The sequence below is a fragment of the Mesorhizobium sp. YC-39 genome (assembly GCF_025753795.1).
Taxonomy (GTDB): Bacteria; Pseudomonadota; Alphaproteobacteria; order Rhizobiales; family Rhizobiaceae; genus Mesorhizobium.
Map to the genome: position 1 here is coordinate 450,237 of NZ_JAOWPS010000001.1, position 16,600 is coordinate 466,836.

Here is a 16,600-nt window from a genome sequence, read left to right on the forward strand (position 1 = left end):
CATGCCGCAAGATTTTCTTTTTGTCAGGCCAGCCCGCAAAGCGGGCAGCGCTTTCGAAAATTCAATGCTAATAGGCATTCGGCCCCAATAGGCATTCGGCCAATGCATGTCGCCCAAAAGCATGCCCTCGGGCTTGACCCGAGGGTGCGTAGCGGTTTTGGGAAAAACGACATGCATAAAACAAAGGCTTAAGCGAGCAGCGAAGGCGGCATCGAGATATGGCTAAGACCGATATAGCGCGGCGCGTCTACAACCACACCTGGAAGCTCGACCCGATCGTCCGCAGCCTGCTCGACACCGATTTCTACAAGCTTTTGATGCTGCAGATGATCTGGGGCATGTATCCCAAGGTCGACGCCACCTTCTCGCTGATCAACCGCACCACCCCGGTCCGCCTTGCCGACGAGATCGATGAGGCGGAGCTGCGCGACCAGCTCGACCATGCCCGCACCTTGCGCTTTTCCAAGAAGGAGATGATCTGGCTTGGCGGCAACAATTTCTACGGCCGCAAGCAGATCTTCGAGCCGGAATTCCTCGCCTGGCTGGAGAATTTCCGCCTGCCCGACTACGAGCTCTCCAGGCGCGACGGCCAGTACGAACTCTCCTTCAGCGGTCCGTGGATGTACACGACGCTGTGGGAGATCCCGGCGCTCGCCATCATCAATGAGTTGCGCTCACGCGCGGCCATGCGAGCCTTCGGGCCTTTCGCGCTCGATGTGCTCTATGCCCGCGCCAAGGCCAAGATGTGGGCCAAGACCGAGCGGCTGAAAGCGTTGCCCGGCATCCGCATCTCCGACTTCGGCACCCGCCGCCGCCATTCCTTCCTCTGGCAGCGTTGGTGCGTCGAAGCGCTGAAGGAGGGCATCGGCGAGGCCTTCACCGGCACCTCCAACGTGCTGCTTGCCATGGACAACGACCTCGAAGCGCTAGGCACCAACGCGCATGAATTGCCGATGGTGTTCGCCGCACTCGCCAAGTCGGAAAAGGAATTGAAACAGTCGCCCTATAAGGTGCTGCAGGACTGGCAGCGCTATTATGGCGGCAACCTTTTGATCGTGCTGCCCGACGCCTTCGGCACCGCTTCCTTCCTTCGCGACGCGCCGGACTGGGTCGCCGACTGGACCGGCTTCCGACCCGACAGCGCGCCGCCGATCGAGGGCGGCGAGAAGATCATTTCCTGGTGGCGCGAGAAGGGCAAGGACCCGAAACAGAAGCTGCTCATCTTCTCCGACGGGCTCGAGGTCGAGACCATCGAGGAAACCTACCGACACTTTCGCGGCAAGGTGCGCATGTCGTTCGGCTGGGGCACCAATCTGACCAATGATTTCGAGGGCTGTGCGCCGACCGAAACCAACAGCCTCGATGCCATATCGCTGGTCTGCAAGGTCACCGAAGCCAATGGAAGGCCGGCGGTGAAGCTGTCGGATAACCCGGCCAAGGCCACGGGTGATCCCAGGGAGATCGAGCGCTATCTCAGGATCTTCGGCGAAAAAGACCGCGTGGAGCAGCTGGTCAAGGTTTGAGTGCCGGGGCTGACGTCGCCACGCAGGGGCAGCAAAGTTGGATAGGCTGAGTTCCTTCGCGCCCCCCTCTGTCCTACCGGACATCTCCCCCACGAGGGGGGAGATTGGCGGTCATCCACACCTTCGTCAACCTCCAACGTCGCATGGAAGGCGCCGATCGAGCGAACTGCCGATCTCCCTCCTTGTGGGGGAGATGTCCGGCAGGACAGAGGGGAGCGCCGTAGAGCGCCATCGTCTTTCGTTGGCTCTATTGCTTACAGCCCTGTGTTTCGTATCGCCCACCCCCGCCTTCGCCCACGCCTCCGACCGCGGCCACGTCCTGCTCTTGCCGACGGGCTACTATGTCGCCGGCGGTGCACTTGCGGTTGCCGTCAGCTTCCTCGTGCTGGCCCTGCTGCCGCCCGACGCGCTCGACCGCTTCTGGCGCCGGCGGTTGCCGCTTTTCGCCTTTGGCGATGGTCTCAGGACGATCATCAGCCTGATATCCTTTGCCGGCTTTGCAGTCCTCATCGCCGCCGGCCTGTTCGGTAGCCGCGATCCGCTTTCCAACCCGTTGCCACTGGTCGTATGGACGCTGCTTTGGGTGGGCTTGGCCCTCCTGCAAGGCCTGCTCGGCGATCTCTGGTCCTGGCTGAACCCCTGGTACGGGCCTTGGCGCTTGGCAACCCGCCTGATCGGCAGACGCGGCGACGAAACGCAGGAGCCGCGCCTTCCCGCATGGCTCGGCTGCTGGCCGGCCGTCATACTGTTCTTCGCCTTCGCCTGGTTCGAACTGATCGACCCGGCGCCCGACGATCCGGCGCGTCTGGCCTCGGTAGCCGGCCTCTATTGGCTGCTGAGCTTTGCCGGCATGTTGGTCTTTGGCTACCCCGACTGGAGCCGGCGTGGCGAATTCCTGACAGTCTTCTTCGCCATGGTGGCACGCTTTGCCTTCCTTGGGCGCACCGAAGACGAGCGCAACGATGACGGCCGGCTCGATCTCTGCTGGCCGGGCGCCAAGCTGCTCGATGCCGCGCCGTTGCCGTCGAGCGGTATCGCTTTCCTGCTGCTTGCCCTGTCTTCGGTATCCTTCGACGGCCTGTCGAGAACCTTCTCCTGGCTGGGCTGGTTCGGCATCAATCCGCTGGAGTTTCCGGGCCGCACAGCGCTGATGGGCATCGGCAGTTTCGGGCTTGTGCTGACGTTTGTCCTGCTTGCGGCAGCTTTCATGCTTGCCGTTGGCCTTGGCCAGCGTCTGGTCGGCAGCAAGCATACCTTCCCTGAGGCGGCGGGACTGCTGGTCTGGTCGATCGTGCCGATCGCGCTCGCCTATCATTTTGCGCACTATCTGACGGCGCTTCTCGTTGACGGCCAGTATGCGGTTACTACCCTTTCCGACCCGTTCGCCTTGGGCTGGAACCTGTTCGGCACCGCCGACATGGAGATCGAAGCCGGCGTGGTCGCCGGCGCCGACTCGGCGTGGTGGCTGTGGAATCTGCAGGCCGGCGTCATCATCGCCGGCCACATGCTTGCCGTGCTTGTCGCCCATGGCCTCGCCTGGCGGTTGCACCCCGTTCCCAGCCGGGCCGCGATCAGCCAATTCCCGCTCACCGTGCTGATGATCGCCTACACGGTTTTCGGCCTGTGGCTGCTTGCCACGCCGACGGTTGGCTGAGGCTTTTGCGCTGGAAAATAAACCGGGATTACCCTAGGGAACCGGCATTGCCGTGTCCGGACTTTGGTGATTTAGTTTGTACACATGCAATTTTTCGACTTCCGGAAATGAGCTGACTTTTCGCTCGGAACGCTGAACAAGGGGAACGGCATCATGGACAAGAGCAAGACTTTCGATCTCTCGAAAACCGGTCTTACCCGCCGCACGGCGCTGAAAGGTTTGGCCGCAGGCGCCGGTCTCGCCGTCGCCCCCGGGTTCGTCCGATACAGCCAGGCACAGAGCTCGGCGCCGATCAAGATCGGCTTCCAGTCGCACCGCACCGGCATCGGCGCCGCCTATGGCCGCTGGTATGAGAAGACCACGGCAGCCGCGATCAAGGCGATCAACGACGCTGGCGGCATCAACGGCCGCCCGGTTGAGGTGATCATCGAGGATGACGGTACCGATCCCGGCCGTGGCGCCGAGGTGGTCGGCAAATTCGCCACCCAGCACAAGACCGACATCGTCTTCGGTACGCTGTTCTCACACGTCGTCATTGGCTCGGCGCCCGCCGCCGGCGAGGCCAAGATGCCTTACTTTGTCGTCAGCGAAGGTCACCACGTCGCCTCGACCAAGCTCAACCGCTACGTCTTCCAGCCCGGCATCACCGACGTGAAGAGCCAGATCCAGGCGATGGCGCCGTGGATCGCGGCGAACGCCGGCAAGAAGGTGACACAGATTTTTCCCGATTTCGCCTTCGGCTACGACCATCGCGACTACCTGCCGCCGGCGCTGAAGGCGCAGGGAGCCGAGGTCATCGCCCAGATCGCCATCCCGCCGACGGAATCCTCCTTCACCAAATACTTCCCGCAGATCCCGGCCGAGACCGAGGTGATCTACCACGTCATGGTCGGCCCGGCGGTGCTTACCTTCGTCAAGGAGCTCGGCGAATTCTACGGCTCCAACCGGCCGCAGCTGTTCGGCTTCATCGATTCGCTCGAAGCCACCGACATCAACAGCCCCGGCCTCGAATTCCTCGACGGCAGCCATTTCTGGGAAGGCTCGCCGCGTTATGCCCAGCCTGACGATTCCGCCGCGCAGAAGGCCTACCGCGCCGCCGTCGGCATCGACGACAATGGCGCTGCCGTCGGCGATCCCAAGGACGTCTCCACCGCCGCGCACATGTTCGGCTGCTGGGAAACGCTCTATGTCGTCAAGAAGGCGATGGAGGACGCCGGCTACAAGGGGCCGGAAGACCGCGCCAAGCTGGTCGAGGCGACCGAGGCGCTGACCGAGTTTGCCGAGGGGCCAGAGCATCCGCAGGGGCCAAAGACCTTCAACGGCAAGATCCACCAGTGCTTCGGCATCCAGAACATCTCCAAGGTCGAAGGCGGCCGGCTGAATGTCGTCCACAAGACCAAGATCGAGGACGGCCTCTACGAGCCGGAAGGGGATTACACGACGCAGTCGTTGTAGACACAGCTTTGCTTGCAAGCGTGGGAGCCAAGTCACCCCTCTCTGTCCTGCCGGACATCTCCCCCGCAAGGGGGGAGATCGGCAGTTCGTGCGGCAGTACGCATCAACCGGCGCCGCTGATTGGCGAAACCCGCGGTGAAATCCGATCTCCCCCCTTGCGGGGGAGATGTCCGGCAGGACAGAGGGGGGTGCCTCGCGCATCCGCCGGTGCCTAGCCGATGCACTTCGGACCCCACCTTCTCCTCGCCGCCCTCGAAGGCTTCGTCACTTCCGCCGTGCTGGCGCTGACGGCGCTCGGCCTGTCGCTGGTGTTCGGCGTCATGCGCGTCGTCAATGTCGCCCACGGCGAATTCTTCATGCTGGGCGCGGTGCTGGCCTGGGCGATCTCGACGGCGATATCAGGCCATCCGGCGCTCGGCTTCCTGGCCGCACTGGTGCTGGCGCCGCTGATCGTCGGCGCCATCGCCCTGGTCGCCGAGCGCCTGGTACTGCGCCGGCTGAACTACAATCCCGAAGCCACCATCGTCGCCACCATCGGCATGCTCTACATCATCCAGCAACTGGCGCTGACCTTCTACGGTCCGGAGGCGCGGCCGGTCGAGCCGCCCTTCAGCTATCGCATACTGCTGCCTTGGTTCGGCTATTCCGGCTACAAGCTGTCGATCATCGCGGCATCGGCCTTTCTGCTTCTGGCGACCTGGTTCGTGCTGACGCGCACGAAAATCGGCTTGGTCATGCGCGCCACGCAATATGACAGCGAAACAGCGCAGGCTTTCGGCATTCCGGTAGACCGGGTCTATGCCGGCGTCTTCGCGCTCGGCGCCATGCTGGCGGCGGTGGCCGCGGTGCTGATCGTGCCGATCAGCCAGGCGCATTATCTAATGGGTCAGGATCCGCTGCTGCTTTCCTTCATCGTCGTCATCATCGGCGGCCTCGGTTCGCTGCGCGGCACCCTTGTCGCCGCTGTGCTCATCGGCCTGTCGGACGGCATCATCTCGGTGTTCTTCTCGCCGACACTGGCCAAGATCATCGCCACCCTGCTGGTCGCCATGGTGCTGGTGTTCCGGCCGCAAGGCCTGTTCGGAACGGCGTCGCGATGAAGGATGCTTCGCCGGCAAAACCCTATGCACTGCATCTCGGCGTCATCGCGCTGCTTTTTGCCCTGAGCTTCGTCCTGCCGGACTATCATCACGGCCTGCTCGCCCGCATCATGGTGCTGGCTGTCTTTGCCATGGGCTACAATATGCTGTTTGGCTATGTCGGTCTGCTCAGCCTCGGCCACGCCATGTTCTTTGCCGCCGGACTCTATGGCGCGGGTCTCGCCGTCATCCATCTCGGCTGGAGCGTTCCGACCGCCTTCGCTTCCGGCGTGGTTTGCGGCGCGGTTCTCTCCTTGGTGATCGGCGTCCTGGCACTGCGCACCTCCGGCGTCGCTTTCATGATCGTCACCATGATGTTCGCGCAGGTCTTTTACCTGGTCATCCTCTATTTCGCTTCATGGACCGGCGGCGACCAGGGCATGGTGGTGCCGCAGCCGGCGCGAGTGCTCACCTTCGGCGCGACATCGCTGGACCTCACCAACCCGATCGTCCGCTACATGAGCGCGCTCACACTGTTTTCGGTCGTCCTGCTGATCACGCTCGCCGTCGTTCGTTCCAGGTATGGCCGCGTGCTGGTTGCCATCCGCGAGAACGAGGAGCGGACCAAGATGCTGGGCTACGACACCTTTTCCAACAAGCTCGCCGCCGTCATCATGTCCGGCACCATCTGTGCGGCTTCGGGTGCCGCCTACGCACTGCTGTTCGGCTATGTCGGCTCGAGCTTTGCCTCCGTGCAATATTCGATCCTGCCCCTGCTATGGGTGTTGCTCGGCGGCGGCGCCACCACGCTCGGGCCCCTGATCGGCACGCTGTTCATGTATTATGTCGTCGACATCACCAGCGGCTACACCTCGGCCTATCTGCTGATCGTCGGCATCGCGCTCATTCTTTTGGTGCTGTTTTTCCCGAAAGGCATTCTCGGTACCATCCGTCACCGCTGGCTCGCGTGGCTGCCATGATGCCGCTGCTGACCACCAAGGGCCTGTCGCGCAATTTCGGCGGCCTGCGCGCCGTCGACAATGTCGACTTCGCGCTGATGCCGGGCGAGATCCGCGCTGTCATTGGCCCCAACGGCGCCGGCAAGACCACCTTCGTCAGCCTGGTCAGCGGTCGCATCCAGCCATCCTCAGGCATGGTCGTCTTCGATGGCGCCGACATCACCAATCTGCCGGCCTATGCCCGGGTGCGGCTTGGCGTCGCCTACACCTTCCAGATCACCAGCGTCTTTGCCAATCTCAGCGTCTACGACAATGTCGCGCTGCCGGTGCAGCGCACGCTGACCGACGGCCGCTCGAAGGGCGCGGTGCAGGCCGGCGTTATGGCGGCTCTCGAACGCACCGGCCTTGCCGACCGCACCCATATGCTGGCCGGGCAATTGTCCTATGGCCACCAGCGGCTGCTCGAAGTGGCGATGGGGCTGGCGCTCAAACCGCGCCTGCTGATCCTCGACGAGCCAACGCAAGGGCTGGCCGACAGCGAGATCGACAATTTCATCGAACTGGTGCGCGAGATCGCCAAAAGCGCCACCGTGCTTCTGATCGAGCACAATATGCCGGTCGTCATGCAGCTTGCCGACCGCATCACCGTCTTCAACGCCGGCAGGATCCTGGCCGAAGGCACGCCCGAGCAGATCCGCGCCAATACCGAGGTCCAGGATGCCTATCTCGGAGCGACCCATGGCTGAAGCACGGCCCACGGCGCTCACCATCTCCGGGCTCGACTGCTTCTACGGCGAGGTCCAGGTGCTCTACGGCCTCGACCTCGCGTTGAACAAGGGCGAGGTGCTTTGCCTGTTCGGCCGCAACGGCGCCGGCAAGACGACGACGCTGAAGGCGATCATGGGCCTTGTCCCGGCGAGCGCCGGCTCAATCAGGCTCGACGGCAAGGAATTGACCGGGCTGCCGGCGCATGAAGTGCCGAAGGCCGGCGTCGCCTATGTACCTCAAGGTCGGCGGCTGTTCGCCGAGATGACGGTGGCGGAAAATATCGAGATCGGCCTGATGACGCGCAACAAGGGCAAGGCAACGCGCGAAAACGTGCTCGACCTTTTCCCGCTGCTGCGCCAGCGGCTGAGGCAGCGCTCCGGCACGCTGTCCGGCGGCGAGCAGCAGATGCTGGCCATGGCAAGGGCACTGTGCCTCGAACCACAGGTGCTGCTGCTCGACGAGCCGACCGAAGGGCTGATGCCGTCGATGATCGCAAAAATCCGCGAAACGGTGGCAAAGCTGCGTGTATCAGGCGTTTCCACCATTCTCGTCGAGCAACGGGTCGATGCCGTGCTGTCGGTCGCCGACCGTGTTGCCTTCATCGAGAACGGCCGCAACCGCGAGACGGTCGATGTCGAGCAACTGCGCGCCGATCCGTCGGCGGTCCGCCGCTATGTCGGTGTCGGTTGATCAACCAAAAAACAGGAACCCGGCGATCAAAAAGGTCGGGATCAGCACCAGACCGGACCACGCCATGTAGCCGAAGAAGCCGGGCATCTTGACCCCGCGATGCCTGGCGATGGCGTAGACCATGAAGTTCGGCGCGTTGCCGATATAGGTGTTGGCGCCCATGAAAACGGCACCCGCCGAGATTGCCGCCAGCGTCGAAGCGAATTCCGTCATCAGATACTGCGGGTCGCCGCCGGCGAGTTCGAAGAACACCAGATAGGTCGGGGCATTGTCTAGGAACGACGACAGCGCCCCGGTTAGCCAGAAATAGGCGAGGTCGTTGGGCTGGCCCGAGGGCGAGGTGACCAGCGAGACCAGCGGCGCCAGCGCGCCGTCATGACCGGCCTTCAGGATGGCGACCACCGGCACGATGCAAATGAAGATGCCGGCAAACAGTTTCGCCACTTCCGCGATCGGGCCCCAGTTGAAGCCGTTGGCTTCGCGATGGCTCTTGTACGAGACGCGAAGCGACAGCAAGGCGAGCGCCAGGATGATGGCGTCGCGCACAAAATCCTGCAGTTCGAGGCTGACCCCCATCACGGAGACACTCACGCCCGGCTTCCACAGGGCGGAAAGCAGGATCGCGCCTATCACGCCTGCCAGCAGTGGAATGTTGGCCAGCCCGCGGAGGCGCACCTTCGTGTCCGGCGTCGGATCCTTGATCTTCGGCGCGCCGTCCTCGCGGCGATGCAGGATGATGTCGATACCTAAGAAGACGGCCAGCACGACGCCGCCGACGAACAAAGTCTCCTGCCAGAGATTCGCGGCCGTCCAGGAGAAGTCGACACCGCGCAGGAAGCCGACGAACAGTGGCGGGTCGCCGAGCGGCGTCAGCGAGCCGCCGATGTTCGACACCAGGAAGATAAAAAAAATGGCGACATGGGCGTTGAACGGCCGGTTGTCGTTGGCCCGCAGGATCGGCCGGATCAGGATCATCGAGGCGCCGGTCGTCCCGATGACCGAGGCGAGGACAGCGCCGATCAGCAGCAATCCGGCATTGACTAGCGGCGTGCCATGGATGTTGCCGGCAACGAGAATGCCGCCCGAAATGGTGAACAGCGCAAACAGCAGGATGATGAACGACATGTATTCGGTGAGCAGCGCGTGCAGCACCGCTTCCGTGGCAGAGGGCATGCCGAAGGCGATTGCCAGTGGCACGACCACCAGGGCCGCCCAGAAAGTGGTGACCTTGCCGTAATGGTGCTCCCAGACATGATGGAAGAGCAGCGGCCCGGTGGCGATCGACAGCAGCAGCCCGACGAAAGGCAGTGCCCACCACAACGACATTGTTGCGCCCGGCAGTTCGTGGTTTTCGGCGGCGATTGCCGATCCCGGAAACAGCATTGCGGCAGCCGCCACGCCGCCTGCCGCCGAAGCCAATCGGGTGAAGCCCCCTGGACGCCCCACGGTTCGGTCAGTCCGACAAATGGTCTTCAAGCGTGACGCCGGCCTCGCGCATCCGCTTCAGCATCGCCTCGACAGAGCCGTTGAGGTCGATGCCGCGGCAGGCGTCGAGCCGCACCGTCGTCTTGAAACCCTGCTTGATCGCATCGAGCGCCGAAAAGGCGACGCAGAAATCGGTCGCAAGACCAACCAGGGTCAGCGTGTCGATGCCACGCTCTCTGAGATGGCCGGCAAGACCGGTCGGCGTCGTATGGTCGTTCTCGAAGAAGGCCGAATAGCTATCAATCGCCGGTCTGAACCCCTTGCGGATGACCAGCTCCGCCTTGGTCCAGGCCAGCCCCGAATGAAAGTCCGAGCCGAGGCTGCCCTGGATGCAATGGTCCGGCCACAGCGTCTGATGGCCGTAAGGCATCTCGATCGTCTCGAATGGCTGCTTGCCGGGATGACTGGAGGCGAAGCTCGAATGGCCGGCGGGATGCCAGTCCTGCGTCAGCACGACATGCTCGGTCCGCCGGATCAGGTCGTTGACCAATGGCACGATCTCGTCGCCGCCGGCCACCGCCAGCGCGCCGCCGGGGCAGAAATCGTTCTGCAGGTCGATGACAATAAGCGCTTCGTCGGCCATGGTGCCTCCTTCTCGTCAGTCTCGGGCTCCGGTGGGTTCCGGCGGAAGAAAGGCCGCTGGCGCGACCGGATGCAGAAACTTGACTAGATGGTCGTCCGCGTCAACCTCGACGGCGTAACAAATGCTTGTCCGCAGTGCCGATGCGGATGTCGGCGCAAAACTCTGGCTTTGACAATTCCCGCCGACTTGATATCATTTGCATACGAATGAATTTGTCCCCGGTTCGGGCGCCGGCAAATTCCTCGGAAAGGCTTCTTTTCTGGGAAGGCCCTCTTGTTGGAAGGCAAAGCGTGATCCGTTACGCGAAACCCACCACCGTCGACGAAGCACTCGCTTTGCTTGGCGAGGCTTCGTGGCGCATCTTTGCCGGCGGCACCGATTTCTACCCGGCACAGGGCGCCAGGCCTTTTCGCGACAGTGTCCTCGACATCAACGGTCTGGCGGCATTGCGCGGCATCGCCGAAACCGGCGCCCATTGGGTCATCGGCGCGCGCACGACCTGGACGGATCTTGTCCGCCATCCGCTGCCTGCGGCTTTCGATGCGCTGAAGCAGGCGGCACGCGAAGTGGGCTCCGTGCAGATCCAGAACGTCGCCTCCATCGCTGGCAATCTCTGCAACGCTTCACCCGCCGCCGACGGCGTGCCGGCGCTGCTCGTGCTCGACGCCGAGGTTGAACTGCGTTCGGCGGCGACGGTCCGCCATCTGCCAGTGCCAGAATTCATCCTCGGCAACCGCCGCACCGAATTGCGGCCGGGCGAAATGGTCACGGCCATTCGCGTGCCGAAAAACGCGGCCACCGGTACGTCGGCTTTCGTGAAGCTCGGCGCGCGGCGCTATCTCGTCATCTCCATTGCCATGGTGGCGGCGCGCCTCGTTATCGAGAATGGCATCGTCAGTGACGCCGCCGTCGCCGTCGGCTCCTGCTCGGCGGTTGCCAAGCGCCTCTCAGGGGTTGAAGCAGCCTTGCGTGGCCTTCCAGTTGATCATGCGCTGGCCGCTGCGATCCAGTCGGCACCGATCGACGAGCTGTCGCCAATCGGTGACGTGCGCGGCAGCGCCGAATACCGGATTGATGCCGCACGCGAGATCGTTGTTCGTGCCGTACTTGGCGCCGTGGCTCTGGACGACAAGGCGGCGGCATGAACGAAGCCCAGCCTGATATAAGCAAAACTCAGCCTGGCATGAGCAAAGCTCAGCCCGGCATGAGCGAAACTCAGCCCGGCATGAGCGTGGAACGCGCCGACATCGCGTTCGAGGTCAATGGCGCCGCTATTTCGGTCAATGTGCCGCCGCTGCGCCGGCTCTCCTCGGTGCTGCGCGACGAATTGCGCCTGACCGGCACCAAAATCGGCTGCGACGCCGGCGACTGCGGCGCCTGCACCGTGCTGGTCGACGGCGAACCCGTCTGCGCCTGCCTGATGCCGGCGGCCTCCGTGGCCGGCACCACGGTGACGACCGTCGAGGGGCTGGCCAACGGCAGGCTATCTGCGCTGCAGGCTTCGTTCCTCGACCATGGCGCGGCGCAATGCGGCGCCTGCACGCCAGGTCTACTGGTCGCAGCAACGGCGCTGCTGGACAGGGAGCCGAGCCCGAGCGAAACCGAAGTGCAGGACGCGTTGGGCGGCATCCTCTGCCGCTGCACCGGCTACCGCAAGATCATCGCCGCGGTAATGGACGCCTCGCGCCATGCCGAAAGTCTCGACCACCGCATGCCGCAATCCGGCTCCGCCGTAGGCTCGTCGCCAATCCGCCTCGACGGCCTGCCCAAGGTCACAGGCGGTGAGAAATTCGGTGGCGATTCTTTTCCGACCGACGCGCTTGCCGTGCTGGTGGTCCGCTCGCCGTATTATCATGCGCGTTTCACATTTGGCGATCTTGATGCCTGGGCGAAGACCCATCCCGGCATCGTCGGCATCTTCGCCGCCGCCGACATTCCCGGAAAAAACTGTTTCGGCGTCATCGGCCCCTTTACCGACCAGCCCGCCCTGGCCGAGAGCTTTGCGCGCTTTCGCGGCGAGGCGGTAGCGCTGGTCGCCGGCGAGCGCGAGGCGATGCTTGATCTCGACCTTGCGGACTTTCCAGTGGAATGGACAGAACTGCCGCATTTTCTGCAGCCTGACGAAGCGCAGGCCAACGGCGCGGTATTGATCCACCAGCACCGGCCGGCAAACCTGCTCACCTCCGGCTTTGTCGAGCGCGGCAATCCGGAGGCCGCCCTTGCCGGCGCCGCCGTGACTGTCTCCGGCGTCATCGAGACATCCTATGTCGAGCACGCCTATATCGAGCCGGAAGCCGGCTATGCCTATTTGGATGGCGACACGCTGGTCGTCGTCGCCTGCACGCAAGCGCCCTATATGGACCGCGACGAGACGGCCAAGGTGCTCGGGCTCGCGGTCGACAAGGTGCGTATCGTGCCGACCGCCACCGGCGGCGGTTTCGGCTCGAAACTCGATGTCTCGCTGCAGCCTCTCATCGGCCTCGTCGCGATGAAGACTGGACGGCCGGCCGCACTTGCCTACACCCGTAATGAATCGATGATCTCGACCACCAAGCGCCACCCGGCCGAGATGAAGGCGACCATTGGCGCCGATGCCGATGGGCTTGTCTCCGGCATGGTCTTTACAGGCGATTTCAACACCGGCGCCTATGCCAGCTGGGGACCGACGGTCGCCAATCGCGTCCCGGTGCATGCTTCCGGCCCCTATCTGACGCCGAACTATCGCGCCGAAGGCCGCGCCATCCACACCAACGGTCCGATCTCGGGCGCCTTCCGTGGCTTCGGCGTGCCGCAGGCGACGATCATTCAGGAGACCCTCTATGACGAGCTGGCCGAAAAGTTGAGCATTGATCGGCTCGATTTTCGTTTGAAAAACTGCCTTCGTAACGGATCCGAAACGGTTACCGGTCAGAAATTGGAAGCCGGAGTCGGCATTGCCGAGTGCCTTGAAGCACTGCGGCCGCATTGGTCGCGCGCGCTTGCCGATGCGGAGGCGTTCAATGCCACGAACGGAGCAAAAAGACGCGGCGTCGGCGTCGCCTCCTGCTGGTATGGCTGCGGCAACACCTCGCTGCCCAACCCCTCGACCATCAAGGTCGGCATTTCGGCTGAAGGCGAGGTCGTCCTGCATCAGGGCGCGGTCGATATCGGCCAGGGCTCGAATACGGTCATTTCCCAGATATGCGCCGACGCGCTTGGCCTGCCGCTGGAAAAGTTCCGGCTGAAAAGCGCCGACACAGCGATAACGCCCGACGCCGGCAAGACCTCGGCCTCACGCCAGACCTTCGTCACCGGCAAGGCCGCCGAAAAGGCCGGCCGTGCCTTGCGCGACGCGATCCTGCGCTTCGCCAATGTATCGGAGAAGGCGGCGATTGCCCTCGATGGGACAAGCCTGATCATCCGTGAGGGCGAAGCGACACGGCATATCGATCTTTCCACGCTGAAAACCGACGCCGACGGTTTCGTCTTCCGCGCCGAGGAAAGCTACGACCCGCCGACACTGCCGCTCGATGCCAAGGGCCAGGGCAAGCCCTACGCCGTCTATGGCTATGGCGCGCAGATCGCCGAACTGGAGGTCGACCTCAAGCTCGGCACCGTGAAGCTCATAAAAATCACCGCCGCGCACGATGTCGGCAAGGCGATCAATCCGCTGCTGGTCGAAGGCCAGATCGAAGGCGGCATCGCACAGGGTATCGGCATGGCGCTGATGGAGGAATACATCCCCGGCCGTACCGAAAACCTGCACGATTACCTGATCCCGACGATCGGCGACGTGCCGCCGATCGAGACCATTCTGGTCGAAGTTCCGGATCCGGAAGGACCCTTTGGCGCCAAGGGGCTGGGCGAGCATGTGCTGATCCCGACGGCGCCGGCGATCCTCAACGCCATCCGCCATGCCACCGGCGTGCTGGTCACCAAGGTGCCGGCGACGCCGACCCGCATTCGCGCGGCGATCCGCGACAAGGAGGCACGCCAATGAGCGAGCTCGCCGAACGTTTCGAAACCCACGACCCCGGCGAGAAGCAGGTGGCGGAGAAGATCCGCTGCGATGCCTGTCCGGTCATGTGCTACATCGCTGATGGCCGTACCGGCGCCTGCGACCGCTACGGCAATGCCGGCGGCCGCATCGTGCGCATGGATCCGCTGACCATCCTCGACCATGCGGCCGAGACCGGCGGCGCGGTCGTACCCTTTATCGCCGAAGGCGAGGCCTGGAACGGCGAGCTGGTCAACACCGGCCGTCGCTTCGTCACCGCCATCGGCGCCGGCACCACCTATCCCGATTACAAGCCGGCCCCCTTCATTGTCAGCCAGCAGGTCGAGGGCGTCGATCTCGTTACCGTGGTCACCGAGGGCATCTTCTCCTATTGCGGCGTCAAGGTGAAGATCGACACCGACCGCCATATCGGCCCTGAGACGGCGACGGTGCGTTCCGAAGGCGAGGCCATCGGCCATGTCACGACGGGCGAGTACGGCTCGCAGATGCTGTCGCTGGGCGGCGTGCATCATCTCACCGGCGGCTCCAAGGCGGAAGGGCGCGCCACCTGTGACGCGCTGCTCAATTTGTGCAGCCGCAAGCCGGTCGAACTCACCATCGACGGCGGCGCTGTGGTGATCGTCGAAGCCGGCAAACCACCCGTCATCGATGGCAAGCTCGAGCACCGCATGCGCGTCGGTTGCGGCTCGGCCACCATCGGCATGTTCGCCACCCAATGGCGCGGCCTCGTCGACGAGGTGGTGGTGGTCGACGACCACATCACCGGCGTCGTCTCCGAGCATCAGGCCGGCAAGGTGCTGGGCTGGCAGGACACCGGGATAAAAATCATTGGCCGCCGTTCGACGCCCGGTCGCTATTTCAAAGTGTCCGAGCCTGGGCTCGGCTGGGGCGGCACCAGCATTTCCGACCCGCTGTCGATCCTCGGCGAGTGGAATGCCAAGAAAGGTGCGCGCCCCGGCCTGTCGATGCTGATGGTCTCGACCACCGGCGAGCAGTTCGCCTATTACGAGCTCGACGACGAGCTGAAGCCGGTTGAGAAGCCGTTTCCGGAGCGGCTGCAGAAATCGGTCGGCCTGATCGAGGACAATTGCGAGCCGGCGCTGTGCACCGTGCTGTTCATCGGCGGCGCCGGCGGTTCGCTGCGCGCCGGCGTCACCGAGAACCCGGTCAACCTGACCCGTTCGGTGCAAGGCCTGAAGACTTACGTCACTGTGGGCGGCGCGCCGGTCTATGTCTGGCCGGGCGGCGGCATCACGCTGATGGTCGACGTCACCCGGGTGCCGGAAGGCGCCTTCGGCTATGTGCCGACGCCTGCGCTGGTGGCGCCGATCGAGTTCACGCTGCGCCGCGACGACTATGTCAGGCTCGGTGGCTACGAAGCCGAGATACGCAGCGTCGAGGATATCCTTGCCAAGGGCGGCGAGTATCTCAACCCGCGTCGTGGCACCGGTGCGCCGGCGGGCAATCCCTGGCCGCCGCTGGCGCAATTGCGGCGCGCCGCCGCGAATGGAGCCACGTGATGAACGGCCCGCAGGCGCATTGGCTGGAGGACGGCAAGCGGCTGCATCTCAATCATGGCCCGATCGACCTGATCGTAGAAGCCTTTGGTGATGCCGGCGAATGTGCTGCTGCCTACGCCCAAGCGGTGACGCGCTTCCAGACCATTCTCGTGGAACTGGTCGACGAACTTACCGAACTACGCAAGCCGGCGAGCCTTGATCCGCGCGCTTTCGTCGGCCCGACCGCGCGCCGCATGGAGGCGGCGGTCTTACCACTGGCGCAAAGTTTCATTACGCCGATGGCTGCCGTTGCGGGTTCGGTGGCCGACGAAATTCTTGCCGCGCTGCTTGCCGGGCGCAAACTCGACCGCGCCTATGTCAACAATGGCGGCGACAGCGCCATTCATCTCAATGCAGGCCGGTCGATGACCCTCTCCATCGCTGGAACGGCGCATGGTCTCGCTGACCGCATCACCATCCGCGCAGAGGACGGGATTGGCGGCGTCGCGACCAGCGGCTGGCGTGGCCGTTCGTTTTCGCTTGGCATTGCCGATGCCGTCACCGTGCTGGCGCGGACGGGAGCCGAAGCGGACGCCGCTGCCACCCTGATTGCCAACGCCGTCGACCTGCCCGGCCACCCCGCCATCAGGTGCGTGCCCGCGCGCGAACTGGTGCCCGACAGCGATCTGGGCGAGCGTCTGGTCACGACGGCTGTTGGTCCGCTTTCACCAATCGAAATTGCTGCTGCACTGGACAGCGGGCTCGCTGTCGCCGATGATTTTCGCCGAAATAGCCTGATTGCCGCCGCTGCACTTTTCCTGGCCGGCCAAAGCCGCATCAGTGGTTCCATGGCGCTTGCCGCGCCCAACAAAATCCTAGGGAAGGAAGTTGTCCATGCCTGAGTTTTC

General features: G+C 63.8%; 13 protein-coding genes. 11 read left to right on the forward strand and 2 right to left on the reverse strand.

What is annotated here, in order from left to right:
- Positions 1–218 precede the first annotated feature (218 nt).
- From pncB to OHD62_RS02205, 7 genes are all read left to right on the forward strand, one after another.
- A complete protein-coding gene (gene pncB / locus OHD62_RS02175; RefSeq protein ID WP_263780586.1) occupies positions 219–1,523 on the forward strand; it encodes a nicotinate phosphoribosyltransferase in 1,305 nt (434 codons plus the stop codon).
- Positions 1,524–1,716: 193 nt separating this feature from the next.
- Positions 1,717–3,177, forward strand: coding sequence for a hypothetical protein (locus OHD62_RS02180; protein ID WP_263780587.1), 1,461 nt, complete (start codon positions 1,717–1,719; stop codon positions 3,175–3,177).
- Between the two features lie 153 nt (positions 3,178–3,330).
- Positions 3,331–4,632, forward strand: a complete 1,302-nt coding sequence (locus tag OHD62_RS02185; RefSeq protein ID WP_412177336.1) for an ABC transporter substrate-binding protein — start codon at positions 3,331–3,333, stop codon at positions 4,630–4,632.
- A gap of 218 nt (positions 4,633–4,850) precedes the next feature.
- Positions 4,851–5,732 (forward strand): branched-chain amino acid ABC transporter permease, encoded by an 882-nt coding sequence (locus OHD62_RS02190; protein ID WP_263780588.1) that lies wholly within the window; start codon positions 4,851–4,853, stop codon positions 5,730–5,732.
- Entirely contained in the window at positions 5,729–6,691 is a 963-nt protein-coding gene (locus OHD62_RS02195) for a branched-chain amino acid ABC transporter permease (protein ID WP_263780589.1), read from the forward strand. The genes OHD62_RS02190 and OHD62_RS02195 overlap by 4 nt, the downstream gene beginning before the upstream one ends.
- Entirely contained in the window at positions 6,688–7,416 is a 729-nt protein-coding gene (locus OHD62_RS02200; protein ID WP_263780590.1) for an ABC transporter ATP-binding protein, read from the forward strand. The genes OHD62_RS02195 and OHD62_RS02200 overlap by 4 nt, the downstream gene beginning before the upstream one ends.
- Positions 7,409–8,128: an ABC transporter ATP-binding protein gene (locus tag OHD62_RS02205; protein ID WP_263780591.1), complete on the forward strand. Its 720-nt coding sequence runs from the start codon at positions 7,409–7,411 to the stop codon at positions 8,126–8,128. Before OHD62_RS02200 ends, OHD62_RS02205 begins: the two co-directional genes overlap by 8 nt.
- Here the strand turns inward: OHD62_RS02205 and OHD62_RS02210 are convergent, their stop codons facing one another.
- Both OHD62_RS02210 and pncA read right to left on the reverse strand, forming a co-directional pair.
- A complete protein-coding gene (locus OHD62_RS02210; RefSeq protein WP_263782269.1) occupies positions 8,129–9,511 on the reverse strand; it encodes a sodium:proton antiporter in 1,383 nt (460 codons plus the stop codon).
- Between the two features lie 70 nt (positions 9,512–9,581).
- Entirely contained in the window at positions 9,582–10,196 is a 615-nt protein-coding gene (gene pncA / locus OHD62_RS02215) for a bifunctional nicotinamidase/pyrazinamidase (RefSeq protein WP_263780592.1), read from the reverse strand.
- 290 nt (positions 10,197–10,486) lie between these two features.
- Here pncA and OHD62_RS02220 point away from each other — a divergent pair, with 290 nt between their 5' ends.
- The 4 genes from OHD62_RS02220 to OHD62_RS02235 are packed head-to-tail and all read left to right on the forward strand — an operon-like array spanning position 10,487 to position 16,594.
- Positions 10,487–11,341, forward strand: coding sequence for an FAD binding domain-containing protein (locus OHD62_RS02220; RefSeq protein ID WP_263780593.1), 855 nt, complete (start codon positions 10,487–10,489; stop codon positions 11,339–11,341).
- 38 nt (positions 11,342–11,379) lie between these two features.
- On the forward strand, positions 11,380–14,175 hold the full coding sequence (locus OHD62_RS02225) for a molybdopterin-dependent oxidoreductase (RefSeq protein WP_263780594.1): 2,796 nt from the start codon (positions 11,380–11,382) through the stop codon (positions 14,173–14,175).
- Entirely contained in the window at positions 14,172–15,713 is a 1,542-nt protein-coding gene (locus tag OHD62_RS02230; protein WP_263780595.1) for a 6-hydroxynicotinate reductase, read from the forward strand. Before OHD62_RS02225 ends, OHD62_RS02230 begins: the two co-directional genes overlap by 4 nt.
- Positions 15,713–16,594 (forward strand): UPF0280 family protein, encoded by an 882-nt coding sequence (locus tag OHD62_RS02235; RefSeq protein WP_263780596.1) that lies wholly within the window; start codon positions 15,713–15,715, stop codon positions 16,592–16,594. Before OHD62_RS02230 ends, OHD62_RS02235 begins: the two co-directional genes overlap by 1 nt.
- Positions 16,595–16,600 lie beyond the last annotated feature (6 nt).

Excerpts from the sequence above, each read along its gene's own strand:
- pncB (WP_263780586.1), top strand. The coding sequence starts at position 219 with ATGGCTAAGACCGATATAGCGCGGCGCGTCTACAACCACACCTGGAAG.
- OHD62_RS02180 (WP_263780587.1), top strand. The coding sequence starts at position 1,717 with ATGTCCGGCAGGACAGAGGGGAGCGCCGTAGAGCGCCATCGTCTTTCG.
- OHD62_RS02185 (WP_412177336.1), top strand. The coding sequence starts at position 3,331 with ATGGACAAGAGCAAGACTTTCGATCTCTCGAAAACCGGTCTTACCCGC.
- OHD62_RS02190 (WP_263780588.1), top strand. The coding sequence starts at position 4,851 with ATGCACTTCGGACCCCACCTTCTCCTCGCCGCCCTCGAAGGCTTCGTC.
- OHD62_RS02195 (WP_263780589.1), top strand. The coding sequence starts at position 5,729 with ATGAAGGATGCTTCGCCGGCAAAACCCTATGCACTGCATCTCGGCGTC.
- OHD62_RS02200 (WP_263780590.1), top strand. The coding sequence starts at position 6,688 with ATGATGCCGCTGCTGACCACCAAGGGCCTGTCGCGCAATTTCGGCGGC.
- OHD62_RS02205 (WP_263780591.1), top strand. The coding sequence starts at position 7,409 with ATGGCTGAAGCACGGCCCACGGCGCTCACCATCTCCGGGCTCGACTGC.
- OHD62_RS02210 (WP_263782269.1), bottom strand. The coding sequence starts at position 9,511 with ATGCTGTTTCCGGGATCGGCAATCGCCGCCGAAAACCACGAACTGCCG.
- pncA (WP_263780592.1), bottom strand. The coding sequence starts at position 10,196 with ATGGCCGACGAAGCGCTTATTGTCATCGACCTGCAGAACGATTTCTGC.
- OHD62_RS02225 (WP_263780594.1), top strand. The coding sequence starts at position 11,380 with ATGAGCAAAGCTCAGCCCGGCATGAGCGAAACTCAGCCCGGCATGAGC.
- OHD62_RS02230 (WP_263780595.1), top strand. The coding sequence starts at position 14,172 with ATGAGCGAGCTCGCCGAACGTTTCGAAACCCACGACCCCGGCGAGAAG.
- OHD62_RS02235 (WP_263780596.1), top strand. The coding sequence starts at position 15,713 with ATGAACGGCCCGCAGGCGCATTGGCTGGAGGACGGCAAGCGGCTGCAT.